23 protein-coding genes and 2 tRNA genes are annotated in these 23,145 nt (G+C 67.8%); 11 read left to right on the top strand and 14 right to left on the bottom strand.

Annotation, left to right across the window (positions count from 1 at the left end):
* Window positions 1-97: 97 nt before the first annotated feature.
* Window positions 98-171 (bottom strand) — tRNA-Gly (locus DFO65_RS06420).
* Window positions 172-329: 158 nt separating this feature from the next.
* On the opposite strand from DFO65_RS06420, the gene DFO65_RS06415 reads away from it, so the two are divergent.
* From DFO65_RS06415 to DFO65_RS06405, 3 genes are all read left to right on the top strand, one after another.
* A tRNA-Pro gene (locus tag DFO65_RS06415) sits at window positions 330-403 on the top strand.
* A gap of 175 nt (window positions 404-578) precedes the next feature.
* Window positions 579-1,346 (top strand): ribonuclease HI, encoded by a 768-nt coding sequence (locus DFO65_RS06410; RefSeq protein ID WP_181778643.1) that lies wholly within the window; start codon window positions 579-581, stop codon window positions 1,344-1,346.
* 76 nt (window positions 1,347-1,422) lie between these two features.
* Window positions 1,423-2,958: an HNH endonuclease gene (locus DFO65_RS06405; protein ID WP_113903574.1), complete on the top strand. Its 1,536-nt coding sequence runs from the start codon at window positions 1,423-1,425 to the stop codon at window positions 2,956-2,958.
* Window positions 2,959-2,988: 30 nt separating this feature from the next.
* Here DFO65_RS06405 and DFO65_RS06400 read toward each other — a convergent pair whose 3' ends face one another.
* From DFO65_RS06400 to DFO65_RS06390, 3 genes are read right to left on the bottom strand one after another with little or no spacing between them, the layout of a single operon-like run.
* On the bottom strand, window positions 2,989-4,101 hold the full coding sequence (locus DFO65_RS06400; RefSeq protein ID WP_113903573.1) for an alcohol dehydrogenase catalytic domain-containing protein: 1,113 nt from the start codon (window positions 4,099-4,101) through the stop codon (window positions 2,989-2,991).
* Entirely contained in the window at window positions 4,098-4,571 is a 474-nt protein-coding gene (locus DFO65_RS06395) for a ribose-5-phosphate isomerase (protein WP_113903572.1), read from the bottom strand. The genes DFO65_RS06400 and DFO65_RS06395 overlap by 4 nt, the downstream gene beginning before the upstream one ends.
* 53 nt (window positions 4,572-4,624) lie before the next feature.
* Window positions 4,625-5,230 carry a mycothiol-dependent nitroreductase Rv2466c family protein gene (locus DFO65_RS06390; RefSeq protein WP_113903571.1) on the bottom strand — a complete coding sequence of 202 codons (606 nt, stop codon included), beginning with the start codon at window positions 5,228-5,230 and terminating at the stop codon, window positions 4,625-4,627.
* Between the two features lie 226 nt (window positions 5,231-5,456).
* Here DFO65_RS06390 and pepN point away from each other — a divergent pair, with 226 nt between their 5' ends.
* From pepN to DFO65_RS06375, 3 genes are read left to right on the top strand one after another with little or no spacing between them, the layout of a single operon-like run.
* Window positions 5,457-8,111 (top strand): aminopeptidase N, encoded by a 2,655-nt coding sequence (gene pepN, locus DFO65_RS06385; protein ID WP_113903570.1) that lies wholly within the window; start codon window positions 5,457-5,459, stop codon window positions 8,109-8,111.
* Window positions 8,112-8,124: 13 nt separating this feature from the next.
* Complete coding sequence (locus DFO65_RS06380; RefSeq protein WP_113903612.1) at window positions 8,125-9,297, top strand: mechanosensitive ion channel family protein; 1,173 nt, start codon at window positions 8,125-8,127, stop codon at window positions 9,295-9,297.
* Between the two features lie 6 nt (window positions 9,298-9,303).
* A complete protein-coding gene (locus DFO65_RS06375; RefSeq protein WP_113903569.1) occupies window positions 9,304-9,705 on the top strand; it encodes a globin in 402 nt (133 codons plus the stop codon).
* 60 nt (window positions 9,706-9,765) lie between these two features.
* Here the strand turns inward: DFO65_RS06375 and DFO65_RS06370 are convergent, their stop codons facing one another.
* Window positions 9,766-10,455: a DUF8185 domain-containing protein gene (locus tag DFO65_RS06370; protein WP_113903568.1), complete on the bottom strand. Its 690-nt coding sequence runs from the start codon at window positions 10,453-10,455 to the stop codon at window positions 9,766-9,768.
* Window positions 10,452-10,991 (bottom strand): acyl-CoA thioesterase, encoded by a 540-nt coding sequence (locus tag DFO65_RS06365; RefSeq protein WP_113903567.1) that lies wholly within the window; start codon window positions 10,989-10,991, stop codon window positions 10,452-10,454. The genes DFO65_RS06370 and DFO65_RS06365 overlap by 4 nt, the downstream gene beginning before the upstream one ends.
* A gap of 244 nt (window positions 10,992-11,235) precedes the next feature.
* On the opposite strand from DFO65_RS06365, the gene DFO65_RS06360 reads away from it, so the two are divergent.
* Entirely contained in the window at window positions 11,236-12,108 is an 873-nt protein-coding gene (locus tag DFO65_RS06360) for an acyl-CoA thioesterase (protein ID WP_113903611.1), read from the top strand.
* A gap of 132 nt (window positions 12,109-12,240) precedes the next feature.
* On the opposite strand, the gene ettA is transcribed toward DFO65_RS06360, so the two are convergent.
* The 5 genes from ettA to DFO65_RS06335 all read right to left on the bottom strand — a co-directional run bounded on the left by ettA (window position 12,241) and on the right by DFO65_RS06335 (window position 18,887).
* On the bottom strand, window positions 12,241-13,923 hold the full coding sequence (gene ettA, locus DFO65_RS06355; protein WP_113903566.1) for an energy-dependent translational throttle protein EttA: 1,683 nt from the start codon (window positions 13,921-13,923) through the stop codon (window positions 12,241-12,243).
* A gap of 141 nt (window positions 13,924-14,064) precedes the next feature.
* Complete coding sequence (locus DFO65_RS06350; RefSeq protein WP_113903565.1) at window positions 14,065-14,685, bottom strand: DUF6993 domain-containing protein; 621 nt, start codon at window positions 14,683-14,685, stop codon at window positions 14,065-14,067.
* 119 nt (window positions 14,686-14,804) lie between these two features.
* On the bottom strand, window positions 14,805-15,449 hold the full coding sequence (locus DFO65_RS06345) for a single-stranded DNA-binding protein (RefSeq protein WP_113903564.1): 645 nt from the start codon (window positions 15,447-15,449) through the stop codon (window positions 14,805-14,807).
* A gap of 178 nt (window positions 15,450-15,627) precedes the next feature.
* A complete protein-coding gene (locus tag DFO65_RS06340) occupies window positions 15,628-17,214 on the bottom strand; it encodes a GTPase (RefSeq protein ID WP_113903563.1) in 1,587 nt (528 codons plus the stop codon).
* Window positions 17,211-18,887 (bottom strand): dynamin family protein, encoded by a 1,677-nt coding sequence (locus DFO65_RS06335; protein WP_245940502.1) that lies wholly within the window; start codon window positions 18,885-18,887, stop codon window positions 17,211-17,213. Before DFO65_RS06335 ends, DFO65_RS06340 begins: the two co-directional genes overlap by 4 nt.
* A gap of 451 nt (window positions 18,888-19,338) precedes the next feature.
* Between DFO65_RS06335 and DFO65_RS06330 the strand changes: the two genes are divergently transcribed.
* The 4 genes from DFO65_RS06330 (at window position 19,339) to DFO65_RS06320 (ending at window position 21,028) form a co-directional block, all read left to right on the top strand.
* Window positions 19,339-19,668, top strand: a complete 330-nt coding sequence (locus tag DFO65_RS06330) for a hypothetical protein (protein ID WP_113903561.1) — start codon at window positions 19,339-19,341, stop codon at window positions 19,666-19,668.
* Window positions 19,669-19,766: 98 nt separating this feature from the next.
* Window positions 19,767-20,099 (top strand): GNAT family N-acetyltransferase, encoded by a 333-nt coding sequence (locus DFO65_RS06325; RefSeq protein WP_181778642.1) that lies wholly within the window; start codon window positions 19,767-19,769, stop codon window positions 20,097-20,099.
* A gap of 12 nt (window positions 20,100-20,111) precedes the next feature.
* Window positions 20,112-20,459 carry a hypothetical protein gene (locus DFO65_RS17080; RefSeq protein WP_181778641.1) on the top strand — a complete coding sequence of 116 codons (348 nt, stop codon included), beginning with the start codon at window positions 20,112-20,114 and terminating at the stop codon, window positions 20,457-20,459.
* On the top strand, window positions 20,456-21,028 hold the full coding sequence (locus DFO65_RS06320) for a helix-turn-helix domain-containing protein (RefSeq protein ID WP_181778640.1): 573 nt from the start codon (window positions 20,456-20,458) through the stop codon (window positions 21,026-21,028). Before DFO65_RS17080 ends, DFO65_RS06320 begins: the two co-directional genes overlap by 4 nt.
* 45 nt (window positions 21,029-21,073) lie before the next feature.
* Here the strand turns inward: DFO65_RS06320 and DFO65_RS06315 are convergent, their stop codons facing one another.
* From DFO65_RS06315 to DFO65_RS06300, 3 genes are all read right to left on the bottom strand, one after another.
* Window positions 21,074-21,394: a hypothetical protein gene (locus DFO65_RS06315; RefSeq protein WP_113903558.1), complete on the bottom strand. Its 321-nt coding sequence runs from the start codon at window positions 21,392-21,394 to the stop codon at window positions 21,074-21,076.
* Between the two features lie 340 nt (window positions 21,395-21,734).
* The gene (locus DFO65_RS06305) at window positions 21,735-22,085 is read right to left on the bottom strand and encodes a holin (RefSeq protein WP_113903556.1); all 351 of its coding nucleotides are present in this window, start codon (window positions 22,083-22,085) and stop codon (window positions 21,735-21,737) included.
* Window positions 22,085-23,113, bottom strand: coding sequence for a peptidoglycan recognition protein family protein (locus DFO65_RS06300; RefSeq protein WP_113903555.1), 1,029 nt, complete (start codon window positions 23,111-23,113; stop codon window positions 22,085-22,087). The genes DFO65_RS06305 and DFO65_RS06300 overlap by 1 nt, the downstream gene beginning before the upstream one ends.
* Between the last annotated feature and the right edge of the window lie 32 nt (window positions 23,114-23,145).

Raw genomic sequence — 23,145 nt, 5'->3', positions numbered from 1 at the left:
CACGACAACCAGGACGGTATCTGATTCCAGGAGTGAACCCACAAAAAAGTCCCAAGTCGCGACATCGTCTGTCAACGATGTCGCGACTCAGGACACGTGGAGGGGATGACGGGAATCGAACCCGCACCATCAGTTTGGAAGACTGAGGCTCTACCATTGAGCTACATCCCCGTGCTGCGAATATGACTATAGTCGAGCCCCGACCCGGTCGACAAATCGACTCCCGATGACCTGCGTCACAATGGGATCTGTGACCCGCCTCCCATTCGCTCGGACCGTCGGCGCTGACGTGCATCGGTGTCGGGGCTGTGGTTAGATTGTCTTCGTCGCGGGATGTGGCGCAGCTTGGTAGCGCATCTGTTTTGGGAACAGAGGGTCGCAGGTTCAAATCCTGTCATCCCGACGAACGAGAAGCCGTTCGGACTCCGGTCCGAGCGGCTTCTTCTGTGCCTGTCGGCACAGTCGAACAGCGGACGAGGCCCGACAACGGGCATGAGCGGAGTCGGATCGCTCCGCCGACGGAAGGGATGGGACACATGGTCGGGACTGCGCGATCAGCCACGCAGGAGACTTCGGCATTGCGGATCGGCACCGACGGAGCGGCGAGGAAGAACCCGGGCCCGGCAGGCTGGGCCTGGATCGATGAGCACGGGAACTACGCCGCGGGATCGTGGATCCGGGAGACCAACAACGTCGCCGAGCTCACCGCCATCAGGATGGCCCTCGCCGACCACCCCGACACCGCTCTCGTCATCGAGTCCGACAGTCAGTACGCCATCAACTGCATCACGAAGTGGGCGCCGGCATGGCGACGGGACCCCGCCAAGGCGGCCGGCAAGAAGAACCTCGACCTCATCTACGCGATCCTCGACCTCATCGCGGCGCGGTCGGCCCCGGTGTCGTTCGTCTGGGTCCCGGGCCATGACGAGACCAACGCCCATCCCCTCAACACCGCCGCCGATCTCCTCTCCGCCCGATTCGCCGATCGTCGTGCCGACACCCTGCGGGTCACGGGCCACCACGAGATCGACTGGCGGCCGACCGGCGCCGAGGCGGGCACGAAGCCCCGCCGCGATGCGGGCACCACGTCTCAGCACGACGCCGGAACGAAGAAGCGCAGGAGGAAGGGCCCGTGGGCGACGCAGACGGAGATCGGGCAGGAGCTCGGACTGTCATCGATCGCCGTCGGCCGGCGCCTCGAGCAACTGGGGCTGCGCGCGGACAAGGCCGCGACCCAGGTCGCCCTCGACGACGGTCTGGCCAAGGCCCGGAGGATGAAGACCGGCACCACCTTCTACGTGTGGCATTCCGCGAAGGTCGCACCGCTGCTCAGCGCCGCGGAGTGACCGGAGTCAGCACCGCCAAGTGGCCCTGTCCGACGACGCGGAATCCTGTGTCAGTGCCTCCGACTAGAGTCGGACCATGGAGGCACAGCACGCGATCGACGCCCTCGCCGAGGTGGACCGGCTCGGTGCGCTCCTCCGCTCGCTTCCGCCTGGCGCCACCGAATGCGAGGCGCTGGACCGGATCACCGCGTTCGAAGAGCTCAAAGCGGCTCTCACCGGTGCCCAAGCCCGTGAAGCGGTCGCGTTCGACCAGCTACGCCGCACCCGTGACAGGTCCAACGACGTCCCCGCCGCCCAACAGGGCAGACGTGCCGGGGACGAGATCGGCCTGGCGAGGAGGACGAGTCCGGGGACGGGCCGGAAGTTCCTCACCACGGCTCGCGTCCTCACCGCCGAGCTGCCCGCGACGTTCGCGGCGCTGAGCAGCGGAGTCATCAGCGAGGCGAAGGCCCAGATCATCGTCGATGAGACCGCCGATCTCACTGCCGAGCAGCGCCGCCGCGTCGACCGCCGGATGCGGACCACCCTGCCCGAGGTCGGCCTCACCACATTGCGCAACGAAGCTCGTGCTCTGGCTGCCGAAATCGCCGCGGATGCTGCCGGTGAGCAGGCCGCTCGCGCGGCAGGACAGCGGCGGGTGACGATGTCGCCGACCCGCCACGGCCTGGGACGTGTCAGTGCGACCCTGCCGTTACTCCAGGCGGTGGCCGTCTATGAAGGACTGAGGACTGCCGCCGACACCGCAGTCGCGGCAGGAGCCGCCGAGGGGCGCACCCATTCCCAGGTGATGGCAGACCTCCTCGTCGAACGGGCGACCGGACAGGCGGACGCTGCAGCGGTCCCCGTGGAGGTGAATGTTGTCATCGACGTCGATTCCCTCATTGACTCCGGGCCGGTCCCCGCGTGGTTGCCCGGGTTCGGCCCGGTGCCGAGCCGGACAGCGCGCGAGATGATCGCCGCGAACGAGGCGCGAGTGTTCCTCCGTCGCTTGTTCACCTCTCCCACGGAGAACCAGTTGGTGGGGATGGAGTCGAAGCGGCGCGAATTCTCGGGCCAACTGCGACGAATGGTCGTCTTCCGAGACGATGTCTGCAGGACGCCGTGGTGCGATGCCCGCATCAAGCACGCCGACCATGCCGTCCCCGTAGCCCAGGGTGGCTCCACCACCTGGGACAACGCCAGCGGGCTCTGCGCCAGCTGCAATTACGCGAAGGAGCATCCCGGATGGAGTCATCGGTCCGCTGAGGGCGGCTTGGAGGTCTCGACCCCCGCAGGCCGCAGTTACCGAGTGGGGCCGCGCCCGTTCGTGACCCGGATGCGGGTTCCTCGGCGGTCGCTGAACACACCTGCCGGTGCCCGGGACTGGCGACAGACCCTGGGCGGGTTTCTCGAGCCCGAGAGGCCGCCGCGGGCACTCGCGCCTCCACCCGCCGCACTCCCGTCCCGACCGCCGCCCGCTCCCGCGCCGCGACCGGAACGACCCCCGCCCGCTCCCCCACAGCGACTAGGTCGACCGTCGCCATCGCAGAGCCTCATGGAGGCGGATCCTGATCCTGTCCCCAGTCAGGTCGAGCTGCAGCTCCTCTCGCACCTTCTCATCGCCGCGACGTGACGCTTGCGCGCTCCTCGCCGGGCCTCCTGGTCACCGCCGGAAGTCGATGATCTGCCGCACGACGGTTCCCTCGGCCAGGGCGTCGAAGGCCGCGTTGATCTCGTGCAGTCCGATGGTGTCGGAGATGAGCTCCTCGACGGGCAGCTTGCCCTCCCTCCACAGCTGCGCGTAGACGGGGATGTCCCGGCTGGAAACGGCCGAACCGAGATAGGAGCCGATCACCGTCCGGGCCTCAGCCGTCAGCGTCACCGGGGTGATCCGGGAGACCGCGTCGGGGGCCGGCAGCCCGACCGTGACGGTGGTGCCGCCCACGGCGGTCGCGGTGAAGGCGGTCTCGAAGGCGCGCGGATGGCCCGCGCATTCGACGACGACCGCGGCCTTCCGGTCGCCGAGCTGGTCGGGGGTGAAGACCTCGGTGGCGCCGAGCTCCCGGGCCCGCTCGAGCTTGTCGGGATTCGCGTCGACCCCGATCACTCCGGCGGTCTCGATGCTCAGGGCCGTGAGCAGCGCGGCCATCCCGACGCCGCCGAGTCCGACGATCATCACCTCGTCCTGGGCGCGCGGGGCTCCGGCGTTGAGCACGGCTCCCCCGCCGGTGAGCACCGCGCAGCCCAGCACCGCGGCGATCGGCGCGGGCACGTCGGCCCCGATCGGGACGAGCGAGGCGCGATTGACGACCGCGTGGGTCGCGAAGACGGAGGCGCCGAGGTGGTGGAGCACCTCGGTGCCGGAAGCGTCGTGGAGGCGCACCTCGTGTCCGTCGAACGGCAGAGTCCCGGCCGCGTTCGTCGCGCTGCCGGGAGTGCACGGAAGCTTGCCGTCGGTGCGACAGTTCGCGCATTCCCCGCAGCGCGGCAGGAACACGGTCACCACCGACTGCCCGACGCTGAGGTCGTCCACGCCGGGCCCGAGGGTCTCGACGATGCCGGCACCCTCATGCCCGAGGAGCATCGGCAGCGGCCGAGGCCGGTTCCCGTCGACGACGGAGAGGTCGGAGTGGCAGACCCCGGCCGCGGTCAGCCGGATGAGCACCTCGCCGGGACCGGGCTCGTCGAGCTCGAGCTCCTCGATGGCCAGCGGACGCGAGCCGGCATAGGGGCGCTCCCGGCCCATCTCCCGCAGCACCGCGCCCGTGATCCTCACAACGCGTCCCGGCCCTTCTCCTCGTAGTCGGCCATGATGCCGATCCGACGCTGGTGGCGGTCGTCGCCGGAGAACGGCTCGGCGAGGAAGGCGTCGACGATCGCGATCGCCTCCTCCTCGGAATGCTGGCGAGCGCCGACCGACACGATCTGGGCGTCGTTGTGCTGGCGGGCCAGCCTCGCGATCTCCGGGTTCCAGGCGAGCGCGGCCCGCGCTCCCCTGACCTTGTTCGCCGCCATCTGCTCGCCGTTGCCCGATCCGCCGATGACGACGCCCAGGGCGTCCTCGCCGGCGGTGCGGTCGTCGACAACGCCCTGGGCGGCCTCGATGCAGAATGCGGGGTAGTCGTCCTGAGCGTCGTATTCGAACGCGCCGTGATCGACGACCTGGTGCCCGGCCTCGCCGAGGTGGGCCTTGAGGACCTCTTTGAATGCGAATCCGGCGTGGTCGGTGCCGAGGTGAACCTTCATGGATGCTCCTTCGAGCTGGTGGTGGATGAGAACTGGTGGTGGCAGAGAACTGATCAGTCGAAGATCGGCCCCTGGTCGCGGGTGCGCTTGAGCTCGTAGAAGCCGGGTGTGGAGGCGACGGCGACGACTCCGTCGAAGAGGCGGCCGGCATCCTCTCCCTTGGGCGCCGGAGTCACGACCGGGCCGAAGAACGCGGTGCCCGCGACCCGGCAGATCGGGGTGCCCACGTCCGCGCCCACGAGAGCGAGGCCCTCGTCGTGGGAGGACTGCAGAGCGGCGTCGTAGTCGTCCCGGTCTCCGTACGCCATCAGCTCGGCGGGCAGGCCCAGCTCCGCGAGCGCCTCGGCGGTGGCCTTGTCGAAGTCCGTCTCCCCTCCCGGGTGCACGCGGGTGCCGATCGCGGTGTAGAGGGGTTCGGCGATCTCATCGCCGTGCTCGGCGATCGCAGCGGTGACGACGCGCATCGGGGACAGGGCTCGGTCCATGAGCGCGCGGTAGTCGGGATCGAGATCGCGCTCACGGTTGAGGATGTTGAGGCTCATCACGTGGAACTTCACCTCGACGTCGCGCACCTGCGCGACCTCCAGCGCCCAGCGGGACGTCATCCAGGCCCAGGGGCAGGCGATGTCGAACCACAGGTCAAGGGTCTCTCTGGTCATTGCACTCCTCGGTCGCAGCCGTCGCGGGCACTCACCCGTGATCGAGCCCAATTTATCAAGCCCGGGCGGCGACGATGAATGCGTTCGGGCGGATCGCCTCGATGCGCTCCGAGCCGAGTCGTCGACGGGCGGGTTGTCCCGGTTCTCCCGCACCCGCCGCAGGGGCCACCGACGGCGTCCATGACAGAATGGCGAAGAACATCCGGTCCCGATGCGGAGGACACCCGTGCCCCACCACAACCTCACCCGCGAGGAAGCCCAGACCCGTGCGTCGCTCGTCGACGTCTCGAGCTACGAGATCGTCCTGGTGCTCGACGGACGCGGCGAGCACTTCCGAGTTCGCTCCCGCACCCGCTTCACCGCCGCCGAGGGGTCGACGTCGTTCATCGACGCGATCACCGCGAGCGTCGAGCGCATCCAGCTCAACGGCCTCGACCTCGAGATCGCCGAGGTCGTCTCCCCCGCTCGCATCACTCTGCCGGGGCTCGCCGCGGAGAACGAGCTCGTCATCGACGCCCATTTCCACTACATGAACACCGGCGAGGGGCTGCATCGGTTCGTCGACCCGATCGACGACGAGACCTATCTGTACACGCAGTTCGAGGTTCCCGACGCCCGGCGCGTCTTCCCCGTGTTCGAGCAGCCGGACCTCAAGGCCTCGTTCTCGTTCACCGTCGTCGCCCCGGACCACTGGACCGTGGTGTCGAACTCCCCGACCCCGACCCCGGCCGACCCCTCCGAGGTCTTCGCCGACCTCGGCGAGAAGCCGATCCCCGACACTTCGGTCTGGCAGTTCGCGCCGACGACTCCGATCTCCTCCTACATCACCGCGATCGTCGCCGGCCCCTACAGGAGCGTCCACTCCGAGCTCGTCTCCTCCGACGGCTCCCCGGTTCCGCTCGGTCTCTACTGCCGTGCCTCGCTGTTCGAGCACCTCGACGCCGAGAACCTCTTCGCGATCACCCGTGCCGGCTTCGAGTTCTTCGAACGCGAGTTCGGCACCGCCTATCCGTTCGAGAAGTACGACCAGCTCTTCGTCCCCGAGTTCAACGCCGGAGCGATGGAGAACGCCGGTGCGGTGACGATCCTCGAGAACTACATCTTCCGCTCCCGACCGACCGAGGCGCTCGTCGAACGACGGGCCGTGACCGTGCTCCACGAGCTCGCCCACATGTGGTTCGGCGACCTCGTGACGATGCGCTGGTGGAACGACCTGTGGCTCAACGAGTCCTTCGCGGAGTTCATGTCGACGCTGGCGACCGCCGAGGCGACCCGGTTCGCCGAGGCGTGGACGACGTTCGCGACGATAGAGAAGTCGTGGGCCTACCGGCAGGATCAGCTGCCGAGCACCCATCCGATCGTCGCTCCCATCGAGGATCTCGCCGATGTCGAGGTCAACTTCGACGGCATCACCTACGCCAAGGGCGCCTCCGTCCTCAAGCAGCTCGTCGCCTGGGTCGGGCGCGCGGAGTTCTTCGCCGGTCTCACGACCTACTTCCACCGGCACGCGTGGTCGAACACCGAGCTCGCCGACCTCCTCGACGAGCTCGAGGCGACGAGCGGCCGTGATCTGGGCACCTGGTCGAGGCTGTGGCTCGAGGAGTCGGGGATCAACCTCATCACCGCCGAGGTGGACACCGAGTCGACGGACGCCGGCGAGGTCGTCTCCGCGCTGCGGGTGACCCAGGAGCCGTGGATCCTCGAGGACCAGCCGGTCCCGTCCCTGCGGCCGCATCGGCTGGCCATCGGCTTCTACTCCGACGACGGATCGGGGCGGCTCGTGCGGACCCATTCGTTCCCCCTCGACATCGATTCCGCCGAGGCGACCGTCGCCGAGGCGCGCGGCGTCGCCAAGCCCGATGTCATCGTCGTCAACGACGCGGACCTCACGTATGCGAAGGTCAGGTTCGATCCCGAGAGCATGCGCGTGGCGGGCGAGCGCCTCGGCGACTTCGAGGACTCCCTCACCCAGCTGCTCATCCTCAACACCCTTTGGGACGGTGTGCGCGACGGTGACCGACCCGTCCAGGAGTACATCGACGTCGTCCTCACCCATCTCGCCGCGATCACCCACTCCTCGGGACTGCTCATGCAGATGCGGCAGCTCGACACGGCGGTGGGAGCCTATCTGCCTCCCGCCGATCGGGCTCGGGCCCATGCCGATGTCGCCGATCGTCTGCTCGACCTCCTCGGCACCATCGCCTCCGGCACCGACCAGGCGTTCCAGTTCGTCCAGGGATTCGTCCGGCACGCGCGCACCGAGGAGCAGATCTCCCGACTGCAGTCGTGGCTCGACCTCGAGGAGGGAGAGGTCTTCGGCATCGCCCTCGACACGGACCTGCGGTGGCAGATCCTCATCGCCCTGGCCGGTCGGGACGCCTGCACCGAGGAGGCCATCACCTCGGCGGTCGAGGCCGATCCGAGTGCCACGGGTCAGCGGCAGGCCGCGACCGCCCGCAGCGCCCGACCCACCACCGAGGCGAAGACCTGGGCGTTCACCCGGATGATCGACGACATCGATCTGCCCAACTCCGAGCTCGGTGCCCTGGCGATCGGCTTCGCCCGCGGACTGCAGCTGCCCGACGGCGAGCTCATCGCCGCCGGACAGCCTCTCCACGACTTCGCCTCCGAGTACTTCCAGCGGGTGTCGGGATGGTGGGAGACGCGAACGCTGGAGATGGCCCAGACCATGACCCAGCGGCTGTTCCCTCCGGCCTCCGAGCGGACCGTGGACCAGGCGCGGCAGTGGCTGGCCGATCACCCGGCCGCTCCGAAGGGGCTCGTGCGGCTCATGCGCGAGAACCTCGCCGATGCGCAGCGGGCCCTGCGGGCTCAGGAAGTGTCCAGGCATTCCGAGCGGGCGTTGACCTTCAGTCGTTAGAGTCGTGGGCATCATGACTTACGACGTTCTCACTTCAGTGCTCGACACCGCATCGGATTTCCAGTGGGAGTTCCTCCTCGGGGCTCCGCTGCGCATCTTCCTCATCATCGTCATGGCGATCGTGCTCAACTTCATGGTGCGCCTGCTCATCCGCAGGTTCGCCGCCGGCGTCGCCAAGGGAACAGTGGGAAGCTCGAAGACCTCGCGGAACCGTTTCTCGGCCTCGAACATGCAGGCTCAGCTCTCTGGTTTCGAACCCGAGATCGTCCGCGAGCGACGTGCTCAGCGCGCCAACACCGTCGGCCGGATGCTGTCGTCGGTCTCGTCGATCTTCATCGTCGTCGTCGCCGTCCTCATGATCCTCACCGAGCTCGAGTTCAATCTCGGTCCGATCCTCGCCTCCGCGGGTGTCGCCGGTGTCGCCATCGGCTTCGGTGCGCAGGCGCTCGTCAAGGACTACCTCTCCGGATTCTTCATGGTCGTCGAGGACCAGTACGGGATCGGCGACACCGTCGACCTCGGCGAGGCGATCGGCACCGTCGAGGACGTGGGGCTGCGGATCACCCAGGTCCGCGGGCTCGACGGCACTCTGTGGCACGTGCGCAACGGTGAGATCCTGCGGGTCGGCAACCAGTCCCAGGGCTGGGCGCGAGCCGTCCTCGACATCCCCATCGCCTACAACACGACGATGGACACCTACTCCGAGATCATCGCCGCGACCACGGAGGCGGTCGAGAAGGATCCCGAGGTCGCCGACGCGATCCTCGAGAAGCCGGAGATCTGGGGCGTCGAGTCCCTCTCGGCCGAATCCCAGGTCGTGCGCACGGTGCTCAAGACCAAGCCCAACCAGCAGTGGATGGTCGCCCGCGCCTTCCGGGCCGAGCTCAAGAGGCAGATGGACCGTCGCGGCATCCAGATCCCGATCACCCAGGAGACCGTGTTCCGGACCCTGCCCGACCCGACAGAGGCGATCAAGATCGCCGCCACCAACGAGACCACCGAGGCCGCGCACCACCACGACTCGGAGGGACACGAGGCGCACGGTGACGGCTCGTCCGGGCGCGGCGGCGACCACGGTGACCGACGCGATGCGGACAGGCGGGCGACGGCGTCGCGGACCAGGGACAATGGTCCCGACGAGACCGGCGATCCGACCGGCGGCTCGAGAACCGGCAAGAGGGACTGAGACGACGTGAGCACTGCGACCAACGACACGATCTTCGCCGCGGTGGGCGGGCACCCGACGTTCACCCGCCTCGTCGACGTGTTCTATGACCATGTCTCCCGCGACGAGGTCCTCATCGCGATGTACCCCGAGGGCCAGGAGCTGGCCGGGGCCAAGCACCGCCTGCAGACGTTCCTCGAGCAGTACTTCGGCGGACCCTCGACCTATCAGGACGAGCGCGGTCATCCCCGGCTGCGGATGCGCCACTTCCCGTACCCGATCGACTTCAGCGCCCGCGACCGCTGGCTCAGGTGCATGAGGGCGGCCCTCGACGATGTCGCCCTTCCCCCTCTCTACGAGGAGGTCTTCTGGGACTACTTCCAGCGCGCGGCCACGGCGATGGTCAACACCGCCGGCCACGAGGTCTGATCCGCGCGGCTCCCGCGCCCGGCGCGGGAACTCGCGGTCACCGGCGGAACCGGCTGCCGATCACCCCACTGAGCGGGTGAGCAGATGACCCCCGGGAGCGACCACGCGGAGCCAGCCGGGTGACGCCATCACAGGGTACTGCTCAGGCCCGGCGGTGGAACCGGGCCCGGAGCCGGACCCGGACTCGGGGACGAACCGCAGCCCGGCGGCCGCGAACGCGAGACCACCGGGCACCGCGGTGCCCGCCTCGGCGATCATCGGCTTCGACCACACCCGCGAGCGCAGTGCCTTGACGGCATGCGATCCTGCCGACTCCGGAGTGCCCGCACTGACCTCGGCGATGCCCGCCTCGGCGGTGCGCCGGAGGACCTCGCCCGAGAGCTCATCCACTGCGCTCCAGCCGCCCTTCGGCGGTGCGATCCCCGTCCACGAGACGAGGACCGAGTTAGGCGGCAGAGGCAGCGAGGTGCCGTTCTCCTCGCGAGCGAACCTGTCCTTGAGGTTCGTCAGCGGCACCACCTCGTCGAGGCCGTCGAGCTCGGAGCCGCGCAGGCGCAGCATCCGCATCGCGAGGACGAGCGGCGTGGAGTCGCCGATGCCGTGCGGGTAGAGCGGTGCGACGGTGACGACGAGCACGGAGGCGGACACGTGCAGCCGCATCGCCCCGTCGGGATCGAGGCGATGGGCCAGGGAGGTGAATGCGGCGAGGTCCTTGAGCGCGAGCGGATCGGCGACGTCGAGGGTCGTCATCGGCGGCTCCGCAGCGGCACGGACGGCTGGGCGATCGATTCCATGGCCTCGGTCTCCTCCGGGCTGAGTCGACGCGGACGCGCGGTGGACCGGTCGATGAAGGCGATGACTGTCTCGGCCACTGTATAGGCCAGGGAACCGTCGGGCTCGGCGACGACGTAGCCGATCGTCACGGAGGCCGGCCGCACCTCGCTGATGACGAGGTCGACGGCGATCGGGCCCGGCCGGTAGCGGATCGGAGCGCGGTACTCGATGGAGTGGGCGGCCACGAGGAGCTCGGTCGTCGCCGAGGCGCGGGCGAAGATCGGAGGGATGTCGATGCCCGAGACGGAGTCGGCGATCCCGTACCGCCCGACCGCGGCCGCGGCGTCGCTCGTGTGGGTCGGAGAGCCGAGGGCGCGGACGCGGGCCTCTTCGAGCAGACGCAGCTGAGTGACGTTGTTGACGTGTCCGTAGGCATCGAGATCACCCCAGCGCAGCTCCATGAGGACTCGGGTGAAATCGGTGAGGAGGGGATTGACGGGACGGGTGCACATCCCTCCATCATGCCATCCGACCAGCTCACGTCCGATCCCGGACGTCTGCTCCCGAGAGCCGGCCAGGGCTCCATGGCACTGACCGGGATCCCGGGCGCCGATGGACCGGCCGCGTCGAGCTGCCGCGAGCACGAATGGGCCGGGCGGGAAGCTCTGCCCCGGCCGCACGATAGGATCACCTGAGACATGACGACGGAACCGGTTGGAGGACCGAGTGAGCGCTGACGAGAAGCCGACACCCGAGATGCTGGTCGCCGAGCTGCGGGACCTGCTCGACCTCGAAGCGGTCGAGTCCGCCTCGACCTCACGCGAGAGCGATCACTTCCTCGGGCGCAGCCAGTACAAGCCCGACGGCAGGGTGTTCGGCGGGCAGGTGCTCGCCCAGTGCATCGTCGCCGCGGCTCGGACCATGCCCGAGGCCCGTCTCATCCATTCCCTCCACGGGTACTTCCTGCGCGCAGGCGACGTGGCCGAACCGATCGAGTTCGGCGTCGAGCGGCTCCGCGACGGCAGGTCGTTCTCCGCCAGGCGGGTCCACGCCTATCAGAAGGACGCCCCGATCCTCTCCCTCATCGCCTCGTTCCAGGACGAGCAGGAGGGACTCGAGCATTCCGAGACGATGCCGCAGGGTCTGCCCGACCCCGAGGACTGCCCCGAGATCCGCGACGTCCTCGCCGGACACGACTCCCCGCACGTCACAGAATGGATCAACAAGCGCCCCTTCGAGATCCGGCCGGTCGAGCACCCGCTCTACTACAACACGCCCGATGACCCCGAGCTCAGCCATCAGCACGTCTGGTTCCGCACGTGCGCGCCCTTCGGCGACGACCCGGTGCTCAACGCGGCGGCCCTCGCCTATGCCAGCGACTACAACCTCCTCGAACCCTCCCTGCGCCGCCAGGGGCTCAACTGGACGACTCCCGGGCTGCGCGTCGCGAGCCTCGACCATGCGATGTGGTGGCACCGGAGGGTCCGGGTCGACGAGTGGATGCTCTACGTCCAGGAGTCGCCCGCGGCACGGGGAGGTCGCGGGCTCGGCTACGGCCGGATCTTCTCCCGCGACGGTGAGCTCCTCGCCACCGTCGCCCAGGAGGGCATGGTCCGGATCAAACGGTGAGAATCACGGTCCCGATCGCGCGGCGAGAATCACGATCCCGATCGCGCGGCGAGAGCAGAGGAATGCCCCGGTGAGACCACCGGGGCATTCCTCTGGTCGCTCAGGGCCGCCGCATGTGGACGGCCGACCGACTCAGTCGCGGGTGAGGCGACGGTGCGTGACCCGGTGCGGACGGGCGGCGTCCTCGCCGAGGCGCTCGACCTTGTTCTTCTCATACGACTCGAAGTTGCCCTCGAACCAGTACCACTGAGCCGGGTTCTCCTCGGTGCCCTCCCACGCGAGGATGTGGGTGACGACGCGGTCGAGGAACCAGCGATCGTGCGAGACGACCACCGCGCAGCCGGGGAACTCGAGCAGGGCGTTCTCCAGTGAGCTCAGGGTCTCGACGTCGAGGTCGTTGGTCGGCTCGTCGAGCAGGAGGAGGTTTCCGCCCTGCTTGAGCGTGAGCGCGAGGTTGAGGCGGTTGCGCTCACCGCCGGAGAGGACTCCGGCCTTCTTCTGCTGGTCCGGGCCCTTGAAGCCGAACGCCGAGACGTAGGCACGTGAGGGCATCTCCACGGCGCCGACCTGGATGAAGTCGAGCCCGTCGGAGACGACCTCCCACAGCGACTTCTCCGGATCGATCCCGCCACGGGACTGGTCGACGTAGGAGATCTTCACGGTCTCACCGATCTTCAGGTCTCCCCCGTCGAGCTCCTCGAGTCCGACGATCGTCTTGAACAGCGTCGACTTGCCCACGCCGTTGGGTCCGATGACGCCGACGATGCCGTTGCGGGGCAGGGAGAAGCTCAGCCCGTCGATGAGCAGGCGGTCGTCGAAGCCCTTCCGCAGGTCCTTGGCTTCGATGACGACGTCGCCGAGGCGCGGGCCGGCAGGGATCTGGATCTCCTCGAAGTCGAGCTTGCGGGTCTTGTCCGCCTCGGCGGCCATCTCCTCATAGCGGGCCAGTCGGGCCTTCGACTTCGTCTGCTTGGCCTTGGGGTTCGACCGCACCCACTCGAGCTCCTCCTTGAGGCGCTTGGCGAGCTTCGCGTCCTTCTTGCCCTGGACCTGGAGGCGTTCCTGCTTCTTCTCCAGGTAGGTCGAGTAGTTGCCCTCGTAGGGGTAGAGGTGACCGCGGTCGATCTCGGCGATCCATTCGGCGACGTGGTCGAGGAAGTACCTGTCGTGGGTGATCGCGATGACCGCGCCCGGATAGGTCTTGAGGTGCTGCTCGAGCCACAGCACCGATTCCGCGTCGAGGTGGTTGGTGGGCTCGTCGAGCAGGAGCAGGTCGGGCTTCTCGAGCAGCAGCTTGCACAGGGCGACGCGGCGTCGCTCACCGCCGGAGAGCACGCTGACGTCGGCGTCCGGGGGCGGGCAGCGCAGGGCGTCCATGGCCTGTTCGAGCTGGGAGTCGAGGTCCCAGGCGTCGGCGGCATCGATGGCCTCCTGCAGCTTGCCCATCTCCTCCATGAAGGAGTCGAAGTCGGCGTCGGGGTTCGCCATCTCCTCGGAGATCGCATTGAAGCGGTCGACCTTCGCCTTGATCTCGCCCACGCCCTCTTCGACGTTGCCGAGAACGGTCTTCTCCTCGTTGAGCGGAGGCTCCTGCAGGAGGATGCCCACGGTGTAGCCGGGACTCAGGCGGGCTTCGCCGTTGGAGGGCTGTTCGAGTCCCGCCATGATCTTGAGGATCGTCGACTTACCGGCCCCGTTCGGGCCGACCATGCCGATCTTCGCGCCGGGGTAGAAGGACATCGACACGTCATCGAGGATGACTTTGTCGCCGTGCGCTTTCCGCGCCTTGTGCATGGTGTAAATGAATTCGGCCATAGTGGCCCCAGATTACCGGCAGAGCGCACTCGAGTGCCAATTGATCCGGCGCCGGGAACGTCGAGCCTCGGCGACCACCCGCCGAGTCTCGCCTGCCGAGTCCTGGCGACGATTCGGGCAGGGCTCGAACGAGCCTGGGGCTCAGCCGCCGCCGAGGGAAGGCGCCTCGCCCGACGAATCGCCCTCCGACCCGGACGAACCGCCCGATGAGCTGTCGGATCCCGACCCTCCTTCGGTGGGAGCGGGGCTCTCGGTCCTGCCGTTGATGTCCTCGCCCGGAAGATGGCCGGCGCCGTTGTCGTCGCCGTCCTTCGAGCGCTCCTCGCCCTTGGGAGCCTCGACTCCCTCCGGGCGATCGACGTCGCCGAAGAGGCAGGAGCCCGTCGACTCCGTCGGCTTCATGAGCTCGGCACTGGCCTTGCCCTTGCGGATCTCACCGATGACGCAGCCCTTGTCGGTCCTGACCCCGAACATCTTCGCGGGGACCTCGTTGCCCAGCGGCGACGCGTCGAGGGTCGCCTCGAGCTGCTCGGGCTCGTAGCCGGCATCGATCATGGTGTCGAAGAACTCCTCCGTCGTCACCTCCGCCTTCTCGTCGCCGGTGAGGGGCTCGAGGGCGGCGATCACCTTGTCGACCTCGGCCTGCTGCGGCTGCGGGGTCCGCACAGGCTCCGGGACGTCGTCGGCGCCGAAGCCCAGCAGCGAACAGCCGGACAGCGCGATCGTCAGAGCGGCGAGACCCGGCAGGTGGATGAGACGCATGGACAACCTCGGCGGGAGGGGAACGATGAACAGTCACACTCTAGCCGATCCGCCCATCGCCGCCGAGGCCAGTCGTCCCGCCGACGCCCGGGGCGACACCCGGGCCGTCGGGCACAAGCTCAGAACGGGGCGGCAGCCGCAGCGGTCGTGCGGGCGATCTCCTCGTCCTCGGAGCGCGCGGGAGAGTCGCTCGAGTCGGCGTCGGCGACGGGATCGGCAGACGCCTCCCCGACGTCGACGACCGGCGACAACCCCTCGTCATCGCGCTCGGAGTCCTCGGCCATGTGCGCCGGCAGCCCCGCGGAGGTTCCCGCCGCGGCCGGCGGATCGTCCAGACCATCCCAGCCCGACGGCTGGGCCGACTGCTGTCCGGAGGTCTGGGAGGACGCAGTGGTCGGCCTCTGACCGCTCGACTTCTGATAGTTCGCGGTCCCGTAGCGGAGGTCGGGTCCGATGTGCTCGGCGACGATCGTCGGGGTGCGCCCGGATCTCTCCTCGGTCGACCACTCCCTGATCCGCAGCCCGCCCTGCACCATGACCATCATTCCCTGCCGCAGGGACATCGACACGTTGCTCGCGAGCTGCCCGTAGCAGTCGACGGCGAACCATGAGGTCCCGTCATCGAGGAACTCCCCGGTCGATCGCTCCAGCCGCCAGTGGTTGACGGCGAGACGGAACGAGGCGCACGCGCGCCCCGAGGGCAGAGTCCTGCTCTGCGGGTCTGCGGCCAATGTGCCGCTGAGGTTGATCGGAATGTTCGACATCGTCTGCTCCCTGAGTGCTCGTCGGTGGGCTCACCGCCGCTGCGCCGGACGGCCCAGCGGCGATCGATACCCATTGAGCGTCCGACCAGGGTGAGGTGTCGAGGACAGCAGAGTGCCCTGTGGACGGGGGCTGCCCGTCCACAGGGCATTCGGGCACGAGTGCGCGCACCTGTGCGCCTCAGTGGACGCGGAGCCTCTCGTAGGCCTGACGGTGGTCGTCGACGACGGCGATGACCGGTTGGAGATACGAGCTCTCGGCCACCTGGCCGACCGCGCCGCGCAGACGCGAGTCGACGTCCCGGGCCGCGGCGTCCGCGCCCCTGATCCGCGCCGTCTTCGCGACCAGAGAGGTCACGAGCGAGCCGACGACCCCGAGGACGAGCAGTCCCCCGGTCACCGCCCAGCTCCAGCCGGGCAGCGCCGACGGCGCCGCGACCGCGACGACCGCCTGGGCGATGAGACCCAGGAGCCCGAGGATCGTCGCGACGAAGAACATGATCTGGAGCGCATGGGCCAGCGACCACCAACCGGGAGTCTGCCGCTGGATGTCCACAGCGGTGACGGCCGAGTCGAGGGTCTCGGCAAGCTCGTCGGTGCTCGTCTTCTCCGCCTCGGCGACGGCCTTCTGCCACGGCAGCGGGAGGGTGGAGACCGATTCGGTGACGAGTTCGTGGGCCATGAGTCGCACGTGGGAGCTCTGCGCCCGGCTGGTGGCGGGAACGGAAGCGCGGATGAGCTCCTCACGAGTGAGACCGTGCTTCGCGCCCAGCGGGTCGGGAGCGTTGCGCTGCGCCCAGGCGAGGACCGGGTAGCCGGTCTTCCGATAGGCCCGGCGCATGTAGTCGTCGTGGACGGTCTGGACGACGGCCTCGACGCCGGCGGCATCGGCCATCGTCTCGACGAGGCGCGAGGCCCCGGGCAGTTCGTTCGGCGCCGGCACCGGCTCGCCCAGCTCCCCCTGGATCCGGCGGGCCATCGACTGCATGTCGGAGAGCAGCCGGACGCCGGCCGCCTGCTTCGAGTCGAGGGTGTCGGCGAGGATCGAGCGGATCTGTGGGATCCCCTCGCGGGTGAGCGCCGAGGCGGTTCGCACCTCGGTGTCCGTGAGCCCGTCGGCGACGAGGAGCTGCCTCAGGTGCTCGACGGCGGCGGTCTGCTCCTCCGGGCTGAGCTTGTCGATCTGGTTGAGCACGACGACCATGTTCGAGCTGTTCTCGGCGAGCTTCGTCAGGTATTCCGAGTGGAGGGTGAAGTCCGCGTACTTCTGCGGGTCGACGACCCAGAAGACGACGTCGACGAGACCCACGAGCCGATCCGACTCGACGCGGTGCTCGACGGCGGTGGAGTCGTGGTCGGGCAGGTCGAGGAGGATGAGCCCGTGGAGCCGGCGCTGATCATCGCCGTCGAGTGCGGATTCGCGCCAGGTTCGGCTCCGCTCGGGCACATGGAGCCAGTCGAGGACGTCCGTTCCGCCCTCTCCCCACACACAAGCCGTGGGCCGGGCGGTGGTGGGCCGACGCACGCCGACCCGAGCGATCTCGAGCCCCGCGACGGCGTTGAAGAGGGATGACTTCCCGGAACCGGTCGAGCCGGCGAACGCGACGACGGTGAAGTCCTCCCCCAGGCCCAGGCGGTCCTCGGCTCGGTCGAGCAGCCGGCTCGCCTCGGCGCGGGTGTCGGCGCCGAGCTTGTCCTCGCCCAGGGAGAGCGAGTGTCGGATCCCGTCCGCGAGGCGTCGGATCTCGGTCTGAGTCGAGTCGTTCACAGTGCGACCTCCAGGCGATCGCCGGCGGCACGCAGGGTGCCGGACTGTCGAGCCGGGATCGCAGATTGTCCTAGTGCATGGTCAAAGGGCTGTCGGCATCCGCCGACGATGCCCGCCGCCCGGGTGAGGAACCGGTCCCTGATCGAGGCGATGAGCGCGGCCGCCTCCTCATCGCCGAAGATCGTCGCGGCGAGGCTGCGGGCGACATGGGCGCCGCTCTGCGGGTTCTGCCCGGAAGAGGTCGAGCGTGCGGGATCCCAGAAGGCCGCGTACTCGAGGACCGCGCACACGCCGGCGACCCCGAACGACAGGATTCGGGCCTTCGACTTCCGGCCCTGGCCGATGTCCCTGACGAGCGCTTCGACATCGTGCGACCAGTCGCTGACGGCGGACTTGACCGCGTCCTCGAGACCGGCGGAGACGGCCCGCAGCTCGGGATGCGCGGCGACGAGGGCGGCCCCGCCCGGCTGGTGCTGCCAGTCGGTGTTGACGGCGTCGACGACGGCCACCGCACGTTCGCGCAGGGAGATGGCCGCGCTGCGGAGGATCGCGATGTGCAGGGGTGCGGCAGCGTCGCGCTTGCCGGTGACCGCGGCAGAGATCCGATCGCGCATGCGCGCCATCGTCGGCTCCAGACCCCGGAAGAGCTGTCCGGTGCCGACGAAGTCCTGCCACCGGGCATTGACCTCTCCGTGGAGGACTCGGCCGTCCGAGAACACCTCGACCAGGCCGTCGTGGGCGGCGCGGAAGTTCGCGTCGAGGCGGTGGTGCAGCGCCTCCAAGGCGCTCTCCTGGGACTCGGCGAAGTCCGCGAGCGACGCCACCCGGGCCGACAGCGCCGCGATCGAGCCGTCGAGGGTCCGACGCCGGATCCGCTCCTGCGCCTCGGGCTCGCTGCTCACCTCATCGATCCAGGACCGGATGGGGTAGATCGCCGAGTGCGGCAGGAGTCCGTCCTCGAGACCGAGCTCGGCGACGGAGAAGATGGGAGAGCTCTTCAGTCCCGCGTCGGAGAGCAGGCTCGAGAGATGGTGTCGGACCTCGCGGTTCGCCTCGGGCGGAACCCTGTCGAGAACGATCGCGACCGAGGTCCGACGGTCGGCCGCGTCCCGCAGGAGCGCCCAGGGGGCGGCGTCGGCGTAGCGGTTCGCGGTGGTCACGAACAGCCACAGGTCGGCTGCCATGAGGATGCGCCGGGCGAGGAAGCGGTTGGACTCGGCCACCGAGTCGATGTCGGGGCAGTCGAGGATGGCCGTGCCGGACGGCATCCGCTCCTCGGGGACGAGGATGACCGCCGGGCCCTCGGTGCCGGGTTCGGTGCTGCGCGGGAGGTCGCCGAGGAAGTGCGGGGAGGCGAAGAACGCCGCGTCGGCCGGGTTGTGGACGACGATGGGATTGCCCGTCGTCGGGCGTCGCACTCCGGCCGGGCTGATCGCGCGCCCGACGAGGGAGTTGACCAGCGTCGACTTCCCCGCACCCGTCGAGCCGCCGACGGCGATGAGGAATGGGGGCCTGGTCCGGCCGAGTCGCGGCAGGAGGTAATCGGTGAGCTCCGAGGAGAGCTGACGATGAAGCCGGTGCCCCTCCGGGGAGTCCTCCGTCTCCAAGGTGAACCGGGTCTCGGTCACCCGCTTCGCTATGTCGCTCAGGGCCTGACCCACGGGCGGCGTCACCGCACTCTTCCTGTCTATCATCACGCATCCACTCTGTCCGTTTTCACAGCGACACACCAATTGCCACGCCGTGGCACGCGCAAAAGCCGTGCTCGATGACAGCGATTCGGCAGCGACCGGTTCCCGGCCGCGGGCATGCGAGCGCCCCCGGCGGGGCTCGAACCCGCGACCTACCGCTTCGCATTTCGTTCGATTCCGACGTGGTTTCTACAGTCTACGCAGACGTTCAGCAACCCTCATGACCTGGACAAACGCTGAGTTCGGCGTGTTCGATTAGTGTTCTAGCGGGGTGCCGAACTCGGGGCAAAGCGTATCGTAAACGTATATACGGAGGATACGGGCAGATACGGTATCGGGTCGTCTGATGTTTTGTCCCAATCGGGTATTGTGTAGATCTCTACAGTGGGTGTAGAGTAGTACACATACACCAGGAACTAGGGAAGGCAAGACAATGGCAAACCTCACCGCAATCAAAGCTCAGGTCGCCGCCGGCAAGTGCGTTTTCACCCGGCAGAACATCGACTCCCCGTGGATGGTCGTCGGCCCCGCCGACATCATCACCAAGGGCGGCGAGGTCGAGGTCACCAAAGCCGACGGTGAGACCAAGATGGTCGCGATCGGCCCCGCTCTCTCCGGTGTCCGCGAGTGGGAGAACGGAGTCCGTTACTCGGCCGCCTACCCCAAGAAGAACCGCCGCGCTCACACGCACGCCTACGGTGCCGAGGGTCGCTGCTACTCCTGTGGCCACTACAACGCCGCCGAAGATTTCGTCCACAACTGACCCAGTCCCGCGAAAGAATTTCCCCGCGCATGTTGTGCAGATCTACACAGCCAGTGTATAGTAGTACACAACAACAGGAACTCGGGAAGGACGAGACCATGATCTACAGCATCGAATACACCACCGGCCCCTACTACACCGAGGTCGGCGACTACCACCGCTGGTTCGCCGTCGAGAACGGCGAGCGGATCGGTGAGCTCTACGTCACCATCGACACCGAGACGATCAGCAACATCACGGTCAACGAAGACCGGCGCGGTGAAGGTATCGCCCGCGCCCTCTACGAAGCCGCCGACGCTCGACTCGACAACCTCCTTCACGACCTCCCCGCGCACCGCACCCCCGAGGGTGATGCTTTCGCTCAGGCGATGGGCGGCGAGGAAGCCACCGAGTGCCACATCGACTACTGCGTCTGCAGCGACGCCGCCTGAAAGGACATGATCATGGAACCCCACGAGCTCACCGCATGGCTCGGCGACACTGAGGTCACCGAGGACCAGCGCGACCAACTCGTCCGCGCCGCCGACAAGGTGACTGAAACCTACCCCGACTCCACCGACGACCGGGAGCGGGCGTTCTCCGGGGCCGCGCAGGTCATCCTCGGAGACGATACCCTCGTCGGCTTGTCCCAGGCATGGCAGGCCGCGAAAGCCGCCGAACGCGCCGCAATGGACGAACTGCGGGGCGCGGTGATCGGCTCGTCCATCCTCGGCATGTCCGAGAACGCCATGGCCAACGAATCTGGGGTTGCCAGGGACACAATCCGCAAAGCCCTCGGGAAGGGGCGATGAAGCGGTTCTGGACGAAAGAGGAGCGGGAGGCAATGCGAGCCGAGGTCACGGCACGGCGCGAGGCCGGGGAAACGATCCGAGCGATCGCCGCCGACCTAGGGATTGCGTCGAGCACGCTGGAACGCTGGCTCAAACAGTGGGGTGTGCCGCACCCGCACAGAGAGTGGCCTCACGGTCGACCAGGGGCGTTCATCACCCGCGGCTGCCGCTGCGAGGTGTGTGGGCCGGCGTTCCGTGAGTACAAGCGCGCCGAGCGGGAACGGCGACTGTCACGCCCGGTCACCGCGGAGCACGGGACGACTCTCGGATACCAGCAGGGCTGCCCGTGTGATAAGTGTGCGGAGGCGATGCGCATCTACCTGCGGGATCGCAACGACCGCACCCGTGCCACAGCCACACACCACGGGCAGGAGTGGACTGGTGCCGACGCTGAGGTCGCATACACGCGGACCGATCTCACCATTGCGCAACGCGCCGAGCTCCTCGGGCGCACTTACGCCGCCGTCGACAACTTCATCCGCGCCTACAAACGACGCCCCGACGACCCGTTCGGGATCAAGGGGGCATGAGAAAAGCCCCCACCGCGAGGGTGGGGGCAGTGTCTGGGGGTGCGGTCAGGCTGGCTCGAGAAGCTCGCTGTGGTTCCCGCTGTTGACGTAGTGCATGTGGGATGATTGCTTTCCCGCATCCTCAAGCGCCCGCTCGATCTCGCGCCGAGCGATGCGCTCACCCTCTTCTGCGGTCTCCGCATGTACGGCAACCTCTATCTCCATGTCCCCCGCCGCCAGGTCCACTGACACCGCCGGGTCCATGATGATCTTGTCGCGCGCTTCAAGGAACAGCAATTCCTCCATCACCGCGTCGAATTGCTCGCGCAGCTGGGCACGAGCGTCTCCATCGACATGGATCTTCATGCCTATACCGATGAGTCTCATCTCTGCTCCTGGGGTTGCATGCACTCTTGTCGGTTCATCCACTTGAGTGCTTGATTAGCATAGTGCCTGTTGCTGGGGGTTAGGTGAATTTGTCGCATGTGGTATCCGCATGGACACTTGACTGTGTAGTACTTTGGCGGATCCTCGATCGACCACCCAGCGTCATGGAACTGCTGCAGAACGTCCTCAAGGTCGGGCTTCTGATGTCTCTTCCAGTAACCCATGCAGTCTCCCTTGAACGCCTTGCTAGCTCATTATTGCACAGCTTTGCTCAGCCTGAGTTAGGCAAACCTTCTACCACAAAAGGCCCCCGCCGCACGGATGCGACGGGGGCCAGTTCTCAGTGCCGGGGCTCGTACCCGGCGGGCGGCGGGGTATCGTCGGTTTCCAGAACCTCGTCCTGGTCATCGAAGAACGCTTCCTCACCGACGATCGACGGTGGAGCCTCCGTCTGGTTGACGGTCACCTCAGCCTTGGTGAACGATGGGCCGGAGCCCGCCGCACCACCGACGAGAGACGTGAGGACCGACAGGACCACGGCGGTCGCAGTGACCGAGACAATCTGCCCCCAGTCGAGGGTGAGGATGCCCGTCTGGTCGGTGCCGATCAGGGCGATCGCGGTCTGCGCGGCAGTCTTGAGTGCCCGCTCCCCGGTGGCGACCCAGAATTCCTTCGTTGCGTAGGTGCTCATCACTTCCCCTTGCTCTTGAGTCCCGAGACGACGACGTTCTCGACGCCCATGTTCTTGGCCCTGGTTTTCACGACCAGGCGCGCGCGTGGAGACTGGCCCTTGTACTGGTCGTACAGGTTCCACAGTCCCGTCATGGAGTACGGACCGTTCTCGCGTGCTGTCACGATCGCGAGCTCACGGGACACGGTGGTGGGCTTGCCCTTCTTGTACATGCACTCGGCGAGGAACACGTACGCGGTTTCTCCGGGCTTGAGGTCCACGACGTCGAACTTGATGGTCGCACCGAAATCGCAGGGTCCATCGGCGATGGTGTAGTGGCCGGTCTTGTCTTCGGTGCGCAGGTGTCGGGCGGACCAGTCGCCCTTGACTCCCTGCCGTTTCGTGTAGGTTTGGTCGATCCTGTCGGTCATGCCGAGGATTCCTTCCTCTGTGGTGGTTTCGGCTGGTGCGGTTCCGCCGGCGGCGAGGCGCACGACGGCGGGGATCTGCGCGATTCGTTTGCGGCCGGGGCAGACTTTCCCCGCGTACTTCGACCACTGGTATTTGGTGCCCATGTACTTACTGGGCAGGCCGTTCCGGGGAACACCCATCGCGTGATAGCCGACACCGCGTTCGGTGACGGACTTCATCTGCCGGATCGGGATGCCGTGTTCCTTGTGCGCCCAGGCGATGATCCGCGCCATTGCTCGGATCTGTGCCGGTGTCCACTCGGGCACGTTGTCCCCGGACGTGTTCCACTTCCCGAACGCCGGCCCGTGGTCCTCGGTCTCAATCGAGATGACGTAGGCGGACCCTCGGTAGTTCGCGTCCGCGCTGTAGGCAGTGTCCACCCACTGGTAGATGGTGCCGTCCGCGCCGACACCGAAGTGGGACTCGGTGCCCACGGTCCCGCCGCTGCGGAACATCGAGTCGGTGCCGCGCAGCGTCCCCACCATCGTGTGAAGACACACGCCCTGGTAGTCACGCATGCGGCCCTGTCGGGATTGGTTGGCGAGCCGCCGGTCGACGGCTCCAGGCATCATGGCCATTGGTCCTCCAATTGAGGCATGAGAAAAGCCCC

It is taken from the genome of Brevibacterium sanguinis, assembly GCF_003315415.1.
Taxonomy (GTDB): Bacteria; Actinomycetota; Actinomycetes; order Actinomycetales; family Brevibacteriaceae; genus Brevibacterium; species Brevibacterium celere_A.
The sequence above is the reverse complement of the archived record's forward strand: the minus strand, read 5'-3'. Positions and strand labels throughout refer to the sequence as shown.